Raw genomic sequence first — 19,363 nt, forward strand, 5'->3', positions numbered from 1 at the left:
ATAATAAAAATGAAAGCATTTATAATCAATAAATATAATAAAAGAGAAAGTTTAAAACTCGCAGAAGTACCAGTTCCGGAAGTAAAAGACAATGACGTTCTGGTTGCTATTTATGCAGCCGGCGTAAATGTGTTAGACTCTAAAATAAAAACAGGAGAATTTAAACTTCTTTTGCCTTATAAACTCCCTTTAATTATGGGTCACGACGTTGCCGGAGTAATTACTAAGGTTGGAAAAAATGTAAAAAACTTTAAAATTGGAGATGAAGTTTACGCAAGACCCGCAGATTTTCGCATTGGTACCTTTGCAGAATTTATAGCAATAGATGAACGCGATGTTGCCCTAAAACCCAAAAACATATCTATGGAAGACGCAGCATCAATTCCCTTAGTGGCATTGACGGCATGGCAGGCTTTAGTAGAAACAGCAGACATTAAAAAGGGACAAAAAGTTTTTATTCAGGCAGGTTCAGGAGGTGTGGGGACAATTGCAATTCAGCTGGCAAAACATTTAGGCGCAACAGTTGCAACAACGGCAAGTGCTAAAAGTTTTGATTTTTTGAGTAAACTCGGAGCAGATTATGTTATTGATTATAAAAATAATGATTTCGAAAAAATGTTGAGTAATTATGATGTTGTTTTGAATAGCCAGGATCAAAAAACACTCGAAAAATCGTTACGAATTCTAAAATCAGGCGGTAAACTAATTTCAATTTCGGGACCGCCAACCCCGGATTTTGCGAAAGAAATTAAGGCACCGTGGCTGATGAAAATTATTATGTCATTTTTAAGTTTTGGTATTCGTAAAAAGGCAAAAAATAAAAATGTTGCTTATTCTTTTCTGTTTATGAAATCTAGCGGAGAGCAATTAAGTAAAATCACTACACTTATCGAATCAGGAATTATTAAGCCTGTTCTGGATAAAACTTTTGATTTTGCGCAAACAAACGAAGCATTGTCGTATGTTGAAAGCGGACGTGCAAAAGGGAAAGTAGTTATTAAAATGAAATAAACTATTGCCATACTGCAAAGTAAAAATAGTAATCGCCACTATTCAATTTAAAGCAAGCTCCTAATTCCTGTATAGTTATGACTTATCTTTTTCCAGTCATTGTGGCCCTGTACAGAAAATTTAAAATGAGAATCAATTATGATTTAAAATTCAGGAACGGGATTTAACTGATTTAGACCGCAACTGAATGCTTGTTTAAAATTGATTAGTGTGTGATTAATAACAAAACCTCCTGAGTCAACTGACTTAGGAGGTTTTAAAATTTTAAAATGCGATGAAAATCATTCTGTGAGATTCAAATTTCGGGAAATTTCTATTTCTGATTTCTGTTTAAGAATAAATTTAGTGCCTGAATTATTTCATTAAACTAATATTCGTCAAACCACCATCAGAAAGAATTTCCGTACCCACTATAAATGACGATTCATCTGACGCTAAAAATACCGCAGCGTTTCCAATATCAGATGGAAGTCCTTGTCTGCCCACAGGCGTGATATCCACCCACATTTGTTTTACCTGTTCCAGATGTTCCTCAGGCACCAGTTTACCGAATACTGGTGTATCAATGGAACCCGGAGAAAGCGTATTTACTCGTATTTTTCTCGGCAATAAATCCAGCGACAATCCTTTTGCTAATGATATCACAGCAGCTTTTGCTGCTCCGTAAATAGCCATTCCCGGCGCGGCACGATGCGCAGCACTTGACCCGATAAGTATAATCGAAGCACCGTCATTTAAATAAGCAAGTGCTTTTTGAACAGTGAAATACACGCTTTTTAAATTCAGATCCATGTATCCGTCATAAGTTGCTTCGTTAACAGCATCTATAGTTCCCATTGGTACACCGTCAACAACGCCGCCGGCATTCACCACTAATACATCAATATTGCCAAATTTATCAGCGGTTTGTTTAAAGATATTTTCTAAATCATTGCTATTGGTAACATCACCTTTAATACTAATAAAGCTTGTTCCTAAAGTTTCGACAGCACTATTTAATGTCGTTTCATTTCGTCCCGTTATAGTTCCGGATGCCCCTTCGTTTTTGAAAGCTTCTGCGATTCCAAAACCTATTCCGCTATTACCGCCGGTGATTACGGCTACTTTATTTTTTAATCTGCTCATTTTTATTCCTTTTAATTTTTAGAAATCTATACTTTAGATACCGTAAATACCTCCTGAAACCGAAACTTTTTCTCCCGTAATCCATCCCGCGTCATCAGAGGCAAGAAATACAGCAACTTTTGCAATATCATCCGGCTGACCTGTACGCCCAAGCGGAGTGGTGGCAATTAATTTGGTTTCAAAATCGCTTCCTATAAAACCTGCAGTATGTGAACCTTCGGTTTCTACAACGCCGGGCAAAATAGAATTGATGCGAATATTTTTTCCGCTGAATTCCTTAGATAATGCAATTGTAATGGCATCTAAAGCTGCTTTGGTTGCAGAATATATTGATCCTGTAGGAAGTGGAGTTTTACTTGCCTCAGAACTGATGTTGATGATGTTACCGCCATTTTCACCAAATGATTTTAAAGATGCCTGAATAGCAAGCAGTGATCCTAAAACATTTGTATTGAATTGATTGTGAAATGATGCTATTGTAAATTCTTCAATTGCCTGATATTGATAAATTCCTGCATTGTTTACCAGAATATCTAATGTACCAAATGCCTTTTTTGTTTCTTCAAAAAGTCTTGTCACATCAGATTCGTCTGAAACATTTGCCTGAACTGCAATTGCCGTTCCTCCATTATCTGTAATGGATTTTACTACTTTATCAGCATCTTCTTTACTTGATGCATAATTCACAACGACTTTTGCACCTTCTAATCCAAAATGTTTGGCAATTGCCGCTCCAATTCCTTTTGACGCTCCGGTAACTATTGCTACCTTATTTTTTAATCTGCTCATTTTTTATGTTTTTAAATTATGATGCAAATTTATAACGGATTAATTTATTTTAGTAACTTTGTAACTAAAAGTAACAGTAACCTTGGGGTAACAAAGTAACATTATGGAGTGTAACACAATTGAAAAAGAGCAGCATAAAAAGGAGATGAGGGCGATTCAGGATTCTATGGATGTACTGAGTGGCAAATGGAAAATCTCGATTATTACATCAGTTTGTTTGTACAATAAAAGAAGATTTTCGGACATTTTGAATGATGTTTCGGGAATTTCGAACAAAATGCTGAGCAAGGAATTGAAGGAACTTGAAATCAATAAACTAATCAAACGTACAGTTCTGGATACGCAGCCTATAACGGTTAAATATGAACTTACGGAACATGGTAAAACATTACAAACCATAATCAATAATCTAACCGCCTGGGGAATTGAACATCGTAAAAAAATTATAGAATCATAATTTTATACAAGCTATAAAAATAAAAACCCCTGAAAATCATTGATTTTGAGGGATTTTGTATGTTTAAAAACGGCTATTTATAGCTTGTTTAATTCCAGATTTCGTTCATTGCTGTCAAAATAATGGGCTGGCCATCCGTCACCACAATAGTATGTTCATGTTGCGCCATAAAACCGCCTTTGTTCCCTACCATTGTCCAGCCATCCTGCAAAGTTTCTGCAATTGTCGAAGTTGTTGCAATGAAAGTTTCAATAGCCACTACAGAATTTTTCTTAAAACGGGTCAGGTTAAATTTATCCCTGTAATTGGCAATTTCGTGCGGTGCTTCGTGAAGGCTTCTTCCTATGCCGTGTCCTGTTAAGTTTTTAATAACTTTATAACCTCTTTTTTTAGCTTCGGTTTCCATTAAAAAACCAATGTCGGAAATTCTGACACCGCCTTTGATATTGCTTATCGCTTTTTGTAAAATTTCTTTTGAAGCCTGTACCAATTTTTGATGTTGGTTTACATCTGTACCAATAACAAATGAACCTCCATTATCTGACCAAAAGCCATCAAGTTCTGCCGAAACATCAATATTGATTAAATCACCTTCATTAAGAATTCTTTTATCAGAGGGGATTCCGTGGCAAAATTCATTATTTACGCTAATACAAGTCCATCCCGGAAAACCATACGTTAAATATGGAGCTGATTTTGCGCCTAAATCATTCAGGATTTGTCCGCCGTAATCGTCTAATTGTTTAGTTGTCATACCCGCCTGGGCATAATTTCTCATTTCTTTTAAAGTAAAAGCAACAGCTTCGCTTGCCTTTTTCATTCCTGTTAATTCTGACTCTGTTGTAATTGACATGTCTTCTTTTTTTAATTAAAGTTGTATGTTTTTTAGCCTGACCGCTAAATAACTTCCCACAGCCTGTTGCCGGAATTTAGCAACTAAGAAGTATTAGAGTGACAAAAACAAAGTTATTAAAAAGAATTTCTAAGGCAATTTTATATTACGTTTAATTTAAAACTTACCATTAATTGCTTTCAACCAGTTCAATATCCATTGTTTTTATTAATCCGTCCTGAAAAGTATAGATATGTTTTACCAGTCCGTCAAAAATCAAACCGCCTTGTAAATCCTTTACATTTTGAGCAACTTTAACTTCCAGACTTCCGTTTTCCCTTTCCTCAAAACCAACCGGTTCTACTTTAGGATTAATTTCAGTCCATTGTCTTGTCCAGTATTCCTTAATCTCGTTATGTCCGCTTATATAACCACCTTCCCAGGCTTTCGACCATTGTACATCCGGTTGCATTGTCGAAAGTGCATTGTCAATATTTCTTTCGTTAAAAGCGGTGTAGGCTTTTTTGATTACGTGTTCAAATTGGTTTGCCATTGTTGAGGTTTTTAGATTAGTTTATAATTACTAGATTAATCCATTGGTTGTAAGTAATAAAAGTTCAATTAAACACATAGAATTTAAATTTTAAAAAGAACTCAAAAAGAAATATATTTCTTTCACAGAGCTATCTTTGTGTATTATCAAATAGGTGAAACGCCTTTTTTAAGCTAAAAAGATCTATGTTTATATGTGTTAAAAATAATTACACCCAACGGGTTACCAGAGTATTGAATGGTATTATATATCATTAAACGAATATAGTAAATTTCTACTTCAAAAAAATAGCGGCAATATTGGCCGCTATCGAAAGTTATCAAGAATAATGTGATTATTTAGGCAATTTAGAAAGGAAAGCCAAAATATCTGCACCAATTTCATTACAGTGCGTTTCCAGGGCAAAATGTCCTGTTTTATAAAATTTTACAGTCGCGTTTGGATTATCTCGTTTGTAAGCCTCAGCACCAGCAGGAAGAAAATAAGGATCCTGATTTCCCCAAACCGCCAGCATCATTGGTTTTTTGTCTCTAAAATACGCTTGAAATTGAGGATATAGAGCAACATTTGTTCTGTAATCTTTTAAAAGATCAAGCTGGATTTCGATATTTCCCGGACGATCCAGAAAGTATTGGTCTAATGTGTACGTTTCCGGCGCAATAAAGGAAGCATCAGAAACGCCTTCATGGTATTGAAACCAGGTTGATTCTTTAGATACAAAATCCTTCAGCGAATCCCTGTTGGCTTGTGAGGGATCTTTCCAGTATTTCTGGATTGGGTTCCATCCCGTGCTTAAACCTTCTTCATAGGCATTTCCGTTTTGGGATATTATTCCCGTAATTTTTTCAGGATTTGCAAGTGCCAGTCGGTAACCTGTTGGCGCACCATAATCAAAAACATAAAGGGCAAATCGTTTAAGACCAAGCTGATCGATAAATCCCTGCATCATGTGCGTTAAATTATCAAAAGTATAATCAAACGTATGATGATCCGGTGCATCAGAGAAACCAAAACCCGGAAGATCCGGTGCAATAACATGGTACTTTTTACTCAAAACAGGAATAAGATTTCTATACATATGAGAGGAAGTAGGATAGCCATGCAATAACAATACTGTAGGCGCATTTTTAGGACCTGCTTCACGATAGAATATTTTGAGACCGTTGACTTGTAAATTGTTATAATGCGTCGCCCCAATTTCGGACTTATCATTTTTATTTGTTGAAGCATTTTTTGACTGCCCATTTACAGCTGTTGAAGGCATTGCTGCGATGGTAAGTACGATCGCTGCTGATTTAATTATATTTTTCATTTTTCAATTGTTTAAAACAAATTTACTCTCTATATTTGATAATCAAAAACGATATATTGTGATGTGATTAATCACTAATTGTGATACTATGAATAGTAATGATCTTAAAATATTTGAAGCTGCCGCCGAACTGGGAAGTTTCACAAAAGCTGCCGAAGCAACTTTTACAGTTCAATCGAATGTAACGGCACGCATAAAAAGTCTTGAAGAGGAATTTGGTGCTGAACTTTTCAAGAGGGTTTCCCGTAAAGTAGTGCTTACCGAAGCCGGAGAAACACTTTTGAAATATGCCAAGAAAATAAGCCATTTGATGGATGACGCAAAAAGTGATATCCAAAATGTAGATAAAGTAGGAGGAACGATTAAAATAGGTTGTATTGAAACTACAATGGCATTAAAAGTACCTGAAATCATAAAAAGTTTTGGAGAACTTTATCCCGCGGTTGAACTGGAGTTTATTTCTGCTGTATTGCCAACTTTAATTCGGGATGTGCTTGATTATAAATTGGATGCTGCTTTTGTGGCGGCACCAATTAATATTCCCGGACTTGAACAGCTTATTGTGCGTGATGAGCAACTTGTGATAGTTACAGCCGGTAATGTAACAAGGCTAACAGAAATATTAAAACAGGATCCCTTAAAAATTGTAGTCTTTGGACAAGGATGTTTTTTTAGGGCAAGGCTTGAAACCTGGCTGGGATCAAAAGGAATATTAAGATACAAGAGTACAATACTCAATTCTATAGAGGGAATTATAAATTTTGTTGAAGCAGGATTAGGCATTAGCATACTTCCGGAAGAAGTGGTAAACCTTTATTATGGCAGTCGAAACATCAAAACTTTTCCGGTAAGTAAGGAACTTGCGACGATGACGACGCTCTTAATTTATAGAAATGACGAGCTTCCATCTAAAGCTTTAAAGGCATTTTTAGAGGAATATAAAGAAAATTAAAAAATTAATTTAATTTTAACACACTGGAGATGTGAATTTTATAAAAATAAAGTATAATTTTGCAACATCAAAAAACACATTTTGGATTTTTAGGAATTTAATCATTACTTATTTCACTTTATATCATTTGCGTATGAAAATAGTTTTTATGGTTTTGTTTGTTTGCCTGAGTTCTTTTACCACATACAATGCTACTAATAAATATGAAGCATTATCAGAACTTGAGATTGTACGTCTTACTGATCACGTTACCGAGATCAAATCCATCATAAACAGTGATCATAAATACAATACTAAAATTGCTTTTTTAGTAGATATGAAAATCAAATCCGGCAAAAACCGCTTTTTTGTTTATGACCTTCAAAACAATACTATACTAGATCAGGGATTAGTTGCTCATGGCAGCGGTTCAGAAACTGCTGTAAGAGGAGATTTAAAATTTAGTAATGAACCTAATTCTAATTGTACTTCATTAGGCAGATATTCTGTAGAGAAATCATACAAAGGTATTTTCGGAAAAGCCTTTAGGTTAAATGGTTTGGATGAAACCAATAACAATGCTTTAAAAAGAGCGATTGTTTTGCACCAGTATTCAGCTGTTCCTTATGATGAGCAGGATTACTACATCTCAAACAGTCACGGTTGCCCAATGGTAAATGAAGTATTCTTTAAAAGACTTGAAAAAGTAATTGAGAGTTCAAACTCAAAAATTATGATGTACGTTTACTATTAATCTTTAAGAATAAATTTCTACATATATAAAACAAAAAAAAGAGCTATTAGCTCTTTTTTTTGTTTTATAATTAAGCGAAAAGTCTAGTCCCTACGGGACAATTTTATTACTGAAATATTTTTTTTCTACCAATATGTAATCTCTACGAGATATCTGCATCAGTATAATAGCAATGTCATTAGGTTAAGCTTTTTTTGATAAAATGCTAAATGTGCCGTTAAGCACTAAATATCGGTAGATATAATATAGATTACAAATACGTTGGGGTACCGTTAGGTACGCAACAAAATCATAACTACCAACATTTAGTGCCTAACGGCACAAATTGCAGACTTTCAAATCATGGATAGGCTGAATTATTTTTTTTTATCAATATGTAATCTCTGTGAGATATCTGCATCAGTATAAACAATTTCATTATGTTAAGCTTTTTTAATAATTAGAACACAATGCGAACAAGAATAGAAATGTGCCGTTAAGCACTAAATCTTGGTAGATATAATATAGATTACAAATACGTTGGGGTGCCGTTAGGTACGCAACAAAATCATAACTACCAACATTTAGTGCCTAATGGCACAAATTGCAGACTTTCAAATCCTGGATAGGCTGAATTATTTTTTTTTACCAATATATAATCTCTACGAGATATCTGCATCAGTATAATAGCAATGTCATTATGTTAAGCTTTTTTAATAATTAGAACACAATGCGAACAAGAATAGAAATGTGCCGTTAGGCACTAAATCTTATAGATTAGAAAATACGTTGGCGTGCCGTTATGTACGCAACAAAATCATAACTACCAACAATTAGTGCCTAACGGCACAAATTGCAGACTTTCAAATCCTGGATAGGCTGAATTATTTTTTTTTACCAATATGTAATCTCTACGAGATCTCTGCATCAGTATAATAGCAATGTCATTATGTTAAGCTTTTTTAATAATTAGAACACAATGCGAACAAGAATAGAAATGTGCCGTTAGGCACTAAATCTTGGTAGATAATATAGATTAGAAAATACGTTGGCGTGCCGTTATGTACGCAACAAAATCATAACTACCAACATTTAGTGCCTAACGGCACAAATTGCAGACTTTCAAATCATGGATAGGCTGAATTATTTTTTTTCTAACAATAGATAATCTCTGTGAGATATCTGCATCAGTATAATAGCAATGTTATTATGTTAAGCTTTTTTAATAATTAGAACACAATGCGAACAAGAATAGAAATGTGCCGTTAAGCACTAAATCTTGGTAGATATAATATAGATTAGAAATACGTTGGCGTGCCGTTATGTACGCAACAAAATCATAACTACCAACATTTAATGACTAACGGCACAAATTGCAGACTTTCAAATCCTGGATAGGCTGAATTATTTTTTTTTACCAATATATAATCTCTACGAGATATCTGCAGCAGTATAATAGCAATATCATTAAGTTAAGATTTTTTAATAATTAGGGCAATGCAACTAACAATAGAAATGTGCCGTTAGGCACTAAATATTGGTAGATATAATATAGATTAGAAATACGTTGGCGTGCCGTTAGGTACGCAACAAAATATTTAAAACGTTAGTATTTAAAATTATTTAAACACTAACGTTCCATGATTTCTAATTATCAGAGAAAGATCCTATTTGTTGTAAGTGTCTTTCGGTTTGGTATTTATTGAAGTTATCCCATTTTGGCGGAGAACTTGTTTTTTGTCCGTACATGGCATCTAAACAAACATTATTGTCTTTGTATTTATCATGTAAAACAGCCAGAATTTTAAAGAAGAATTCATCTAAAAGTACAATAGCTTCAAATTCTGATTTTAAAGTTTCGTAATTATTGTCTGATGGATTTAGTAATTGCAATAAATCCAAAACTTCTTTCTTTTCAGCTTCATCAATTTCAGTTAAATAACCCATTTTTAAAGTTTTAAAAACAAGATTATTCCATGCTTTACTATCGTGTGCCCATTGAACATCAGGAAGATTCAAAGAATGCTCGCAGATTAAGATGATTGAAAAAAGTACATCATTTAAGTATTCAGCCGGAAACTCATCAAAACTTCTGAATTCAAAACCACTTTGGTACATTTTTTCCTGATTAAAATCAAGACCCACTTCAGACAGCATTTCATATTCCATATCTGCTTCAATCTGATCGCGCCACCAAACATTTTCCTCTTTTTCAAATTTTAGTAATTTTCTAAAATCATCCACATTATAGGTTAAAATTTTACCTTTTGGCATTGCTTTATTATAGGTTCCCACGCCTATGTAACGAGACATTGCGTTTCTCATAGAACCTAAAGTGAATTTTTTGTCTAAACTGTATTTGTCACTTATCACGCCCATAATGTCCGGACTTCCAAGAGTTGCTATAAAAAACGGCTCAAACCATTGTAATAAATAAATGGCGTTTGCGTGTGTTTTTTCAAAATCGTTATAATCAACAATTCTGCTGTCTTCTGTTAACGATGGTAAAGTAATATGAAAATGATACGTTCCGTTATTAAACAAAACCAGGTTCTCCTGATTGGTCATAAACATATTAAGTCCGTTATTATAATCCGGAAAATTCAATTTACCGTTTAAAACAGATGATTCATTGATTTTATCCAGAAATAACTTTTTAGTAGCTTTTAATTCCTTGCAGGATTCTGCAATAGTTCTGTTTTCAAAATATTTTGTCACAAATTCAATAGAATCCCCATCAAAATGCACAGATCCCATTGTTTTATTTCGTTGGGTAATCATGCTTTGAATATTATAAGGCTGATCTTCCAGGAAAATTTCCATGATAGATTTTCCTAAATAATCAGGATTGTCAAGGGGTTGTGCAATTACCTCACCATTTTCAGTATCAATAAATGGTTTTACAGGCGATAATGTTTTGTGCTGGTAATTGATATCCAGTTTTTCAAGGGAATGACTGTTCATCATTCGGCTTACTTTATAGTTGTTATTTAAACCAAAAGCTTTTTGCAAAATAGGAGCTAAGCTTTCCGGTTTATAACATTTTCTATAATCAATACTGTATTTTTCAAAACCAATTTTTTCTTGTATAAATTCACCAGTAACTATTAGGGATTCTTCAAATTGCATGTAGGTTTCGTTTTCTAATCCTATACCCCAATAATATTTTTTTGTCTGATTGTCTTTCATTTATACTAACTTTCTTTTTTTATGGTGATTAAACTTTTAATGGTATTATATTTTTATTCGGAAATACAATTTTAACCTGTTGCAATTCAGAGTCAAAAAAGCTTTTAACAGATTAAACATGATTTGTTGCATCCATTAAAAAAGTTTTGCTTTACTTTTAAAATTGTATGAAATTCTATTTTAGTTTCAGAAATTTTGCCCTTATACTGACTGAAAGATAGCTTAAAAAAGTAAATTCTTATAATAAGGTTATAAAAATACTATTTGGCATTAATCACTTTTATATCAATAATTTAAGCTGGTGAATAGCTGTCGTGCACACTTTTGCTATTCTTGTTTTTTCCAAGTTGCAAAAGTAGTTTTTTATTATGTTATTTACAAGTAGTTAACACGCTGAAAATCAATATTTTTTTTAGGTGTTCCAACTATTATGCAGTTTTTTTATTTATTCATGGTAATAGAAGACGTGAGAGGAATATAATTCATCATTCCACCAGTCTTTTCTAACTTCAGCAAAGTAATTATAATTTAGTTTTCCCGCTTGTGATTGCAGCGGATATACTACAATACCATTTTCGCGATAGGCGGTATGCAAATCACTTTCAGGAACCACAGGAACAATATGTCCGGAAAGTCCTTTTTCTTTTCTTTTGGCACAAATTATTCCAACTCCGCCATTAGCATTTACTTCGTTTTGAATTTCTTCAACAGTATGCATTCTTTTCCAGCCAAAACTGGCGCCCCATTGCAAGAACCAATCGTGAATAGCACTGGAATAAATACGATCAACAGTTTCTTCAAAAACAGCTTCGACTTCCTCTCCGTTCAATATTTTTTCAAGAGATTCATCCGTCCACCAAACCGTAGGGAGATATACTCTAGAGAAATAGCAATAATCATAAGAATACACATTGCAGTAAGTATCTTCAACCGTTCGTTGATATCTTAAATTATTTTCAACATCCAGTTTATCAATTATTCTGGCAATACTTTCTTTTTTTGTGGCAAGACTGGTCAAATCCCTGTACGGAATTGTAGAATCCCCGATAGGTTTTTCTTTCATTTCCATCGAATTTAAGCTTGATTCAGGATCAGGCAATAAATCAGCTTTTGTTATCTTATTATTCGGTATTGGATTATCACTTAAAGGTAATGATGCCACTGATACGGTATAATTTTCCATCTTGACTACTTATAATTAATTGGCTTAACGATGCAGAAATTATCTTGTTTTACATCGTAATTTTGTCAACCAGAAAGTAAATATAGGGATTTATACTTTTCTAATACTTCTTAAAAAAGACAAATTTCAGAAACCTTTACGTTGAATTTAGTTCATTTATTACTTTTAAAAGTCTTTTTTCTGATTCAATAGGCTCATATTTTCTAAAGATTTTTGGGAGAAAACAATAGTAATTCAATGAAAATTATGATTTTAAAGCTGAGATAAGTGATTCAATTTTTTTGCCACTAATTTCACTAATTATCACGAATTTAAAATTGATTGTTAGAAAAATAAAAAATCCAATTTCACTATTTAAATTCGTGAAATTGGATTTTATATTTAGGATTAATTCGTGCTAATTCGTGCTATTCGCGGCGAACTTTTTATTTTTCTTCACGATTATTTTCCTGATCTTCATTGCCGTAAAGCTTCTCTTTATTGATGCTTTGTTCTTCTTTGGCACTTTGATCAGATTTTACATTTGTACTGTTCGCAGCATCGCCTTGCGGATGTTTCAGATCTTCGATAAATTCTTCCTGATATTGATAAGGATCTTCTTCTCTTGCGTAATTATCGTTATCTACAGGAGTTTCCTGATCGATATAATCAGGATCACTTTCTCCAAATTCAAGTGGATCTTCTTTACTAATATCTTTTTTAAAAAATTCTTCATTTTGAATATTAGTTCCGTCAACGGTAGTATTTTGATCGATAAAATCCGGATCTGTATGACCGTATTCGTTTTGATTTTGCTTTTCCATAATATTATTTTTTTAGAATTTTTAGAATTCTGATTCCTAATTAACTTTACTATTTAAAAGTCGTGTTTTACAAATTTAGGGTGATTGACAATAGTTTTTATTACAGAAAAATATATTATAGTTGCATAATTAATAGCTATTTACCTTTAGAATGACTAAATTTTGATCTGCAAATATCAGGTTTGATTTCAAACGCTCTTTTAATTTTGAATTAGAATTTTAGTCTTTGCAGAGAATAAAACAGCAACAAAAGCGTTCGTTATTTAAACAAAAACTATATTATGGGCTTATTTGATTTTATGATAGTGGAGATAGCTATGGATTTGGGAACAGCGAATACTTTGATAATTTATGATGGAAAAATAGTAGTCGACAGTCCTTCTATCGTAGCAAGAGATATTAGAAACGGAAAAATTATCGCAGTTGGCAAAGAAGCCAGTTTGATGCAGGGTAAAACACACGAGAATATTAAAACAATCCGACCGCTTAAAGATGGTGTTATTGCCGATTTTGATGCTTCGGAAAAAATGATCAGCTGGTTTATAAGAAACATTCCAGAGATTAAAAAAAGCTTTTTTACGCCGGCACTTCGAATGGTGGTTTGCATACCAAGCGGAATTACTGAGGTAGAGATGAGAGCCGTAAAGGAATCCTGCGAACGTGTAAACGGTAAGGAAGTATTTTTAATTCACGAACCAATGGCAGCAGCAATTGGGATTGGTTTAGATGTTATGCTGCCAAAAGGAAATATCATTGTAGATATTGGCGGAGGAACTACAGAAATTGCGGTTATTGCTCTGGGCGGAATCATTTGCGACAAATCGATAAAAATTGCCGGTGATGTTTTTACTAATGATATCTTGTATTATATGCGCACCCAGCATAATTTATATATAGGAGATGCTTCTGCAGAGATGATTAAAATCGAAGTTGGATCGGCACTTGAAGAACTTGAACATCCTCCGGAAGATATGATGGTTCGCGGAAGGGATTTATTGACCGGAAAACCAAAAGAGATTAAAGTAACCTACAGGGAAATTGCAAGAGCACTAGACAAATCAATATTAAGGATCGAAGATGCGATTATGGTAACGCTTTCATTAACGCCACCGGAACTCGCCGCAGATATCTATAATACAGGCTTGTATCTTGCCGGAGGAGGAGCAATGCTTCGTGGTCTTGATAAAAGGATTTCGCAAAAAACAGATTTGCCGGTTTATATTGCCGAAGATCCTTTAAGAGCGGTAGTTAGAGGAACCGGAATTGTATTAAAAAATATTGCTAAGTATAAAACTGTATTGGTAAAGTAAGTGCGTTATAGTATCTTATTTTATAACCTGAAAAAAACATGTAACACATAGAAACATAGATTTTATAGATACAAAAGAAATTTTCTAAAGAAATACATTTCTTTCAAATAGAAAGTTATATACATTTAAACTAGTGAAATGCCTTTTTTAAGTCTGCAAACCTATGTCTCTATGTGTTAAATAATAAAGACCAACAAAAAATTACAACCATTCATCTAAAGTAGCATAATCATCAGGGAAATAGGTAAGATATTGAACCATTCTGGGACTTTCGCCTTTATTAGGCGTTGCGCAATGCGGTAATCTGTTATCCCAAATGATAAAATCGCCCGCATTAGAAAGAATAGCAATTGGCTGTAATGTTTCAATCGCTTTATCTCTGGGATTTTCATTTGGTTCCAGATGATCCAGCCAATCCTTTATTTTGTTATGAAAACCCGCAACACAATGAAAAGCGCCATCGGCAATGCCACAATCCGTAAGATATAATAATCCCTGGAATCCAAATGTTATGGGCTGTTTCAAACTAATATCCCAATGAAGCGGACTTCCCAAGAAAGTAAATTCCTCCGTTTCGGGCGGATTAAAGCTTACTTTGTCAATCGTTTTGTATATTTTGGTTGAATTATAAAGCTGCTCATATGCTTTTTTTATTCTCGGTGAAAACCTGTTTCTGTTTAATGTTTCATGATCAGAAAAATTAAGCATCAAGCCCTTTTGGTCTTCGTGTCGGTTATACCAAGTTTCTTTTTTGTTCGGATCCATTTTCAGGAAATCCCAAATTGCCTGTTGTGTATCTTCACAATCTTTTTTTGAAATCGCATTTTTTACAATGACATAACCGTTTTCCTTCCAAAACTGAAGATCTTGTTCTGAGAGAACTTCATCTGTGAAATCTTTTTCGTCATTGGTTTTTATTTTCTGTTTGTCGTTGATCCAAATTTTAAAAGATTCAAAGTCAGGTTGCTCAAAATATAAAAATTGCAAAGTATCTTCCATACTAATTCCTAAACGATACAAAGTTTTGATTTCATTGTCCCATGTTTGAGTATTATCTCCGGCAGAAATACTGGTGGGATTCAAAGTACGTTTCCATAAATTTTCAAGGATATTCCAGGGCATAAGTTTTGGCAATTAATGGTTTTTATATTTATTTTTAACATATAGAAACATAGATTTGAGGACTTTAAAAAGTCATTTTACTTTTTTAAAACACACAAACAAACTATGAGAAGAAATATATTTCCTGACGCTATCTCTTTGGCATATGTAAAATCTATGTCCCGATAGCTATCGGGACTATGTGTTCAATTTATTTGACATCTATTTATCCTCGCTCAAAGACGCAAAGACGGAAAGAGAAAAACCTTTTTAACTTTGCCTCTTTGAGCCTTTCTCCAACTATGTCCCGATAGCTATCGGGACTAATGTGTTCGAATGTCTTGTCTAAATAATTCAAAAATAGCACAATTAAAATTCTCTTTAATAAAGTATAAATACCTGATTTAAGAATTCTTCTAAACCATTTCATAAATTATATTATTTAAATTAAGTTTTTATAAAGTACCTTTGCACCAGATTTTGGTCCGCTTTTTTTATAATTTTAAAAAAATCGGTTAAAAGGGAATCAGGTGAAAATCCTGAACAGACCCGCTACTGTAAGTTCTATATAAGTCTTTAAACGTTACTAATGCCATTGTTCGCCACGGCGGATGAGAAGGTTGTTTAAAGATGGAACAAGTCAGGAGACCTGCCACAATCACATAGTTTAAGACTTTCGTGGAATAAAGTTGAACAACAAGAATTGACCTGTTATTGGTATAACGGGATTCTCTCTTATTGCTTTTTGATTAGTACATCCACGAAATTTATTTAATTAAATCAGTGATGTATAATAAAAAATTACTCTTATTTATTTTCCTATTTTCTGCTCCGTTTTTACTTCATTCGCAAGTATCAAACGATAGTTTACGCGTTTTAAAAGAAGTAATTTTAAAAGGGAAACCCTATCAGGAAGTCATTCCCGTGCAAAGTTTATCCGGCAAATTACTTGAAAATTTAGCCAGTCATAACGTAGCCGATGCTTTAAGGTATTTTGCGGGAATCCAGATTAAAGATTACGGCGGTCTTGGCGGACTTAAAACTGTCGATGTCCGTAATATGGGAACACATCATGTAGGTGTTTTTTATGATGGAGTTCAGTTAGGAAATGCACAAAACGGGGTGACGGATTTAGGCAAATATTCCTTAGATGATATGGAATCCCTGACGATGTATAACGGACAAAAAAGCGAAATCTTCCAGTCGGCTAAAGATTATGCAGCGGCTTCAACCATTTATTTGCGAACTAAGCGACCGGTTTTTATTGGAGGAAAAAAGACAAATTTGTTAGTTCGCTACAAAACAATGTCCATTAATTATATCGATCCTTCGTTTAGATGGGAACAAAAACTAAGCGATAAAGTCAGTCTGAGCATAAGTTCTGAATATATAAAATCGAATGGAGAATATAAATACCGCTACAAAAGAAACAATCTTGACGGAACCGTTGCTTACGACACAACCGCGACAAGACATAATAGTGATATTGAAGCCCTGAGATTTGAATCCGGTCTTTACGGAAAAATAAATAATGGTTCGTGGGATGCCAAAGTATATTATTATGATTCAGAAAGAGGAGCGCCGGGAGCAATTGTCGAAAATAAATTTTCTGACGGTTTCAGGCAATACGACAAGAATTTTTTCACGCAGGCAACTTTAATTAAGGATTTTACTGAAAAATATAAATTTCAGGCAAAAGCAAAGTATGCCTATGATTATACGCATTATGTTGCCAGAGACACCACTAATGTTTTAGGTGAAATTGTAACCGAAGGAGCACAATCTGATGATAGTTATTTTCAGCAGGAATATTATGTTTCGGCAGTAAATATGTACAGTATAGTACCAACCTGGGATGTTTCGTTATCTACAGATTTTCAATACAACAGATTAAACGCCACCAGAAAAGGAATCCAGACTTTATTTTCTTTTCCGCAGCGTTATACCGCTTTATTTGCCCTTGCCAGTTCGTACCGTCTTGGGTCTTTCAAAGCTTTAGGAAGTGTTGTAGGAACTCATGTTCAGGAAGAAGTGCGATACAATGCAAAAGCGCCGGATAAAACCGAATTTACTCCTGCTTTATTTCTTGGATATACTCCGTTTAAGGATTATGATTTTAATATAAGAGCATTCGCAAAACGTATTTTCAGAATGCCCACTTTTAATGATTTGTATTATACAATGGTGGGATCCAGTACGCTTCGACCGGAATATATGAATCAGTACGATGTTGGTTTTACTTATAATCTTTTAATTGAAAAAGGCATTCTGGACAAATTATCTTTTCAGGTAGATGGTTATTATACCAATACCAAAGATAAAATTGTGGCAGCTCCAACCGGAAATTTATTCAGATGGATGATGACCAATATTGGGCAGGTAAAAGGACAGGGAATAGAATCTGTAGTAAATCTTGGCATGCACATTGGCACAGTAAACCTGAGTACAAACCTAACGTATACGTATTCACAAAACAGGGATTATACCAAATTTGCAGGTTTGGAATTATCTTCTTACGGAGATCAGATCCCGTACACACCGTGGCATAGCGGATCAGGAATTTTAAACGCCGATTATAAAACCTGGAATTTTAACTACAGCTTTATATATGTGGGCAAGCGCTATAACGGGAACGTCAATAATATCAAAGTCAATGAAGTTCAGCCTTGGTATACGCACGATTTAGCGGTGCAAAAATCATTTGCATTTCAGCATTATAAAATGAAAGGAACAATAGAATTAAACAATGCTTTCAACCAGCAATACGAGGTAATTTACAATTATCCGATGCCGGGACGAACATTAAAATTCATAATAAGTATTGAGCTATGAAAAAGATCACCACAAAATTAATCCTCAGTTTATTTATAGCCGTTGCTTTTGTTTCCTGCAGGGAAGATGAAACCATTTTTCCGTCATCAGATCAAAGCGTTGCTGCGCCAAGAAGTGACGGTAAAATAGAAGGTTTTTACCTTTTAAACGAAGGAAATATGGGAATGAACAGAGCCAGTATCGACATTTTCAATTACAGGACAGGAAATTATACTACCGATATTTATTCTGAACGAAATCCCGCAGTTGTAAAAGAACTGGGCGATGTAGGTAACGATATCAAAATTTACGGTAACAAAGTTTATGCAGTAATCAATTGTTCTAACAAAGTGGAGGTAATAGACAAATGGTCGGCAAAACGCATCAAAAAAATAGACATTCCCAATTGCAGGTATGTCACTTTTTACAAAGACAAAGCCTATGTAAGTTCCTATTCTGGTCCAGTAGCCATAAATCCGAATGCAGAGATAGGTTTTGTTGCAGAAATTGATACGACATCTTTAGAAATAAAACGAAAAGTAACCGTAGGATATCAGCCGGAACAAATGGTGGTTTATAATGGGAAACTCTATGTAGCGAATTCCGGAGGTTACAGAGTGCCTAATTATGACAGAACCGTATCTGTAATTGATCTTGAAACTTTCACCGAAACAAAAAAAATAGATGTTGGGATTAATCTTTCCGGTATGGAAATAGATTCACGCGGAGACATTTATGTAAGTTCCAGAGGAGATTATTACACAGTACCTTCCAATCTTTTTGTGATAGATTCCCAGACAGATGAGAAAAAAATGCAGCTTAATATTCCGGTTTCGGGAATGTGTCTTGTTGATGATTTATTGTATTTCTACAGCGTTTCGTGGAGTTATTTAACGAACAGCAATAAAGTGACTTACGGAATATTAGATACCAAAACCAAAAAAATAATCAGTGATAAAGTCATTACAGACGGCACAGATAAGCAAATCATGATTCCGTACGGACTTCAGGTAAATCCCGAAACTAAAGAAATCTATATAACCGATGCGCAGAATTATGTTGTAACCGGTTATATCTATTGTTTTACGCCCGAAGGAAAATTAAAATGGAAAACAACCGCTGGAAATATTCCTGCACATATTGCCTTTATAACTAAAAATAAATAACCAAAACCATGAAAAGAAAACTTTACAGATTTACAATTACCAGTAATTGTAGCAGGA

General features: G+C 34.0%; 16 protein-coding genes and 1 riboswitch. Of the genes, 7 read left to right on the plus strand and 9 right to left on the minus strand.

The window, feature by feature from the left end; all coding sequences use genetic code 11:
- Positions 1 to 9: 9 nt before the first annotated feature.
- On the plus strand, positions 10 to 1,011 hold the full coding sequence (locus tag ACHRVX_RS04720; protein WP_395329732.1) for an NADP-dependent oxidoreductase: 1,002 nt from the start codon (positions 10 to 12) through the stop codon (positions 1,009 to 1,011).
- Positions 1,012 to 1,365: 354 nt separating this feature from the next.
- Here the strand turns inward: ACHRVX_RS04720 and ACHRVX_RS04725 are convergent, their stop codons facing one another.
- Together ACHRVX_RS04725 and ACHRVX_RS04730 are read right to left on the minus strand one after the other, a co-directional pair.
- A complete protein-coding gene (locus ACHRVX_RS04725; protein WP_395329734.1) occupies positions 1,366 to 2,136 on the minus strand; it encodes an SDR family oxidoreductase in 771 nt (256 codons plus the stop codon).
- A 33-nt stretch (positions 2,137 to 2,169) separates the two neighbouring features.
- Positions 2,170 to 2,925, minus strand: a complete 756-nt coding sequence (locus ACHRVX_RS04730; RefSeq protein ID WP_395329736.1) for an SDR family NAD(P)-dependent oxidoreductase — start codon at positions 2,923 to 2,925, stop codon at positions 2,170 to 2,172.
- Between the two features lie 103 nt (positions 2,926 to 3,028).
- Between ACHRVX_RS04730 and ACHRVX_RS04735 the strand changes: the two genes are divergently transcribed.
- Complete coding sequence (locus tag ACHRVX_RS04735) at positions 3,029 to 3,382, plus strand: winged helix-turn-helix transcriptional regulator (protein WP_395329737.1); 354 nt, start codon at positions 3,029 to 3,031, stop codon at positions 3,380 to 3,382.
- 88 nt (positions 3,383 to 3,470) lie between these two features.
- Here ACHRVX_RS04735 and map read toward each other — a convergent pair whose 3' ends face one another.
- From map to ACHRVX_RS04750, 3 genes are all read right to left on the minus strand, one after another.
- On the minus strand, positions 3,471 to 4,235 hold the full coding sequence (gene map, locus ACHRVX_RS04740; protein WP_395329739.1) for a type I methionyl aminopeptidase: 765 nt from the start codon (positions 4,233 to 4,235) through the stop codon (positions 3,471 to 3,473).
- Between the two features lie 169 nt (positions 4,236 to 4,404).
- On the minus strand, positions 4,405 to 4,767 hold the full coding sequence (locus tag ACHRVX_RS04745) for a nuclear transport factor 2 family protein (RefSeq protein ID WP_395329741.1): 363 nt from the start codon (positions 4,765 to 4,767) through the stop codon (positions 4,405 to 4,407).
- Between the two features lie 334 nt (positions 4,768 to 5,101).
- A complete protein-coding gene (locus ACHRVX_RS04750) occupies positions 5,102 to 6,079 on the minus strand; it encodes an alpha/beta fold hydrolase (RefSeq protein WP_395329743.1) in 978 nt (325 codons plus the stop codon).
- Between the two features lie 88 nt (positions 6,080 to 6,167).
- On the opposite strand from ACHRVX_RS04750, the gene ACHRVX_RS04755 reads away from it, so the two are divergent.
- Positions 6,168 to 7,031, plus strand: coding sequence for a LysR family transcriptional regulator (locus ACHRVX_RS04755; RefSeq protein WP_395329745.1), 864 nt, complete (start codon positions 6,168 to 6,170; stop codon positions 7,029 to 7,031).
- 133 nt (positions 7,032 to 7,164) lie between these two features.
- Positions 7,165 to 7,764: a murein L,D-transpeptidase catalytic domain-containing protein gene (locus tag ACHRVX_RS04760; RefSeq protein ID WP_395329747.1), complete on the plus strand. Its 600-nt coding sequence runs from the start codon at positions 7,165 to 7,167 to the stop codon at positions 7,762 to 7,764.
- Positions 7,765 to 9,390: 1,626 nt separating this feature from the next.
- Here the strand turns inward: ACHRVX_RS04760 and ACHRVX_RS04765 are convergent.
- The 3 genes from ACHRVX_RS04765 to ACHRVX_RS04775 all read right to left on the minus strand — a co-directional run bounded on the left by ACHRVX_RS04765 (position 9,391) and on the right by ACHRVX_RS04775 (position 12,918).
- Entirely contained in the window at positions 9,391 to 10,932 is a 1,542-nt protein-coding gene (locus tag ACHRVX_RS04765) for a hypothetical protein (RefSeq protein WP_395329749.1), read from the minus strand.
- A gap of 445 nt (positions 10,933 to 11,377) precedes the next feature.
- Positions 11,378 to 12,115 (minus strand): hypothetical protein, encoded by a 738-nt coding sequence (locus ACHRVX_RS04770; RefSeq protein WP_395329751.1) that lies wholly within the window; start codon positions 12,113 to 12,115, stop codon positions 11,378 to 11,380.
- Positions 12,116 to 12,540: 425 nt separating this feature from the next.
- Positions 12,541 to 12,918: a hypothetical protein gene (locus tag ACHRVX_RS04775; RefSeq protein WP_395329753.1), complete on the minus strand. Its 378-nt coding sequence runs from the start codon at positions 12,916 to 12,918 to the stop codon at positions 12,541 to 12,543.
- Between the two features lie 281 nt (positions 12,919 to 13,199).
- Here ACHRVX_RS04775 and ACHRVX_RS04780 point away from each other — a divergent pair, with 281 nt between their 5' ends.
- The gene (locus tag ACHRVX_RS04780; RefSeq protein ID WP_395329755.1) at positions 13,200 to 14,228 is read left to right on the plus strand and encodes a rod shape-determining protein; all 1,029 of its coding nucleotides are present in this window, start codon (positions 13,200 to 13,202) and stop codon (positions 14,226 to 14,228) included.
- 201 nt (positions 14,229 to 14,429) lie between these two features.
- Here the strand turns inward: ACHRVX_RS04780 and ACHRVX_RS04785 are convergent, their stop codons facing one another.
- Positions 14,430 to 15,350, minus strand: a complete 921-nt coding sequence (locus tag ACHRVX_RS04785) for a phytanoyl-CoA dioxygenase family protein (RefSeq protein WP_395329757.1) — start codon at positions 15,348 to 15,350, stop codon at positions 14,430 to 14,432.
- 443 nt (positions 15,351 to 15,793) lie between these two features.
- Positions 15,794 to 16,001: riboswitch (cobalamin riboswitch) on the plus strand.
- Between the two features lie 114 nt (positions 16,002 to 16,115).
- On the opposite strand from ACHRVX_RS04785, the gene ACHRVX_RS04790 reads away from it, so the two are divergent.
- Complete coding sequence (locus ACHRVX_RS04790; RefSeq protein WP_395329759.1) at positions 16,116 to 18,161, plus strand: TonB-dependent receptor; 2,046 nt, start codon at positions 16,116 to 16,118, stop codon at positions 18,159 to 18,161.
- Positions 18,158 to 19,306, plus strand: a complete 1,149-nt coding sequence (locus tag ACHRVX_RS04795) for a YncE family protein (protein ID WP_395329761.1) — start codon at positions 18,158 to 18,160, stop codon at positions 19,304 to 19,306. Before ACHRVX_RS04790 ends, ACHRVX_RS04795 begins: the two co-directional genes overlap by 4 nt.
- Positions 19,307 to 19,363 lie beyond the last annotated feature (57 nt).

This window comes from Flavobacterium sp. FlaQc-47 (genome assembly GCF_044006475.1).
Classification (GTDB): domain Bacteria; phylum Bacteroidota; class Bacteroidia; order Flavobacteriales; family Flavobacteriaceae; genus Flavobacterium.

Excerpts from the sequence above, each read along its gene's own strand:
- ACHRVX_RS04765 (WP_395329749.1), bottom strand. The coding sequence starts at position 10,932 with ATGAAAGACAATCAGACAAAAAAATATTATTGGGGTATAGGATTAGAA.
- ACHRVX_RS04780 (WP_395329755.1), top strand. The coding sequence starts at position 13,200 with ATGGGCTTATTTGATTTTATGATAGTGGAGATAGCTATGGATTTGGGA.
- ACHRVX_RS04760 (WP_395329747.1), top strand. The coding sequence starts at position 7,165 with ATGAAAATAGTTTTTATGGTTTTGTTTGTTTGCCTGAGTTCTTTTACC.
- ACHRVX_RS04755 (WP_395329745.1), top strand. The coding sequence starts at position 6,168 with ATGAATAGTAATGATCTTAAAATATTTGAAGCTGCCGCCGAACTGGGA.
- ACHRVX_RS04720 (WP_395329732.1), top strand. The coding sequence starts at position 10 with ATGAAAGCATTTATAATCAATAAATATAATAAAAGAGAAAGTTTAAAA.
- ACHRVX_RS04735 (WP_395329737.1), top strand. The coding sequence starts at position 3,029 with ATGGAGTGTAACACAATTGAAAAAGAGCAGCATAAAAAGGAGATGAGG.
- ACHRVX_RS04725 (WP_395329734.1), bottom strand. The coding sequence starts at position 2,136 with ATGAGCAGATTAAAAAATAAAGTAGCCGTAATCACCGGCGGTAATAGC.
- ACHRVX_RS04730 (WP_395329736.1), bottom strand. The coding sequence starts at position 2,925 with ATGAGCAGATTAAAAAATAAGGTAGCAATAGTTACCGGAGCGTCAAAA.
- ACHRVX_RS04770 (WP_395329751.1), bottom strand. The coding sequence starts at position 12,115 with ATGGAAAATTATACCGTATCAGTGGCATCATTACCTTTAAGTGATAAT.
- ACHRVX_RS04750 (WP_395329743.1), bottom strand. The coding sequence starts at position 6,079 with ATGAAAAATATAATTAAATCAGCAGCGATCGTACTTACCATCGCAGCA.
- ACHRVX_RS04785 (WP_395329757.1), bottom strand. The coding sequence starts at position 15,350 with ATGCCCTGGAATATCCTTGAAAATTTATGGAAACGTACTTTGAATCCC.
- ACHRVX_RS04775 (WP_395329753.1), bottom strand. The coding sequence starts at position 12,918 with ATGGAAAAGCAAAATCAAAACGAATACGGTCATACAGATCCGGATTTT.
- ACHRVX_RS04745 (WP_395329741.1), bottom strand. The coding sequence starts at position 4,767 with ATGGCAAACCAATTTGAACACGTAATCAAAAAAGCCTACACCGCTTTT.
- ACHRVX_RS04795 (WP_395329761.1), top strand. The coding sequence starts at position 18,158 with ATGAAAAAGATCACCACAAAATTAATCCTCAGTTTATTTATAGCCGTT.
- ACHRVX_RS04790 (WP_395329759.1), top strand. The coding sequence starts at position 16,116 with ATGTATAATAAAAAATTACTCTTATTTATTTTCCTATTTTCTGCTCCG.
- map (WP_395329739.1), bottom strand. The coding sequence starts at position 4,235 with ATGTCAATTACAACAGAGTCAGAATTAACAGGAATGAAAAAGGCAAGC.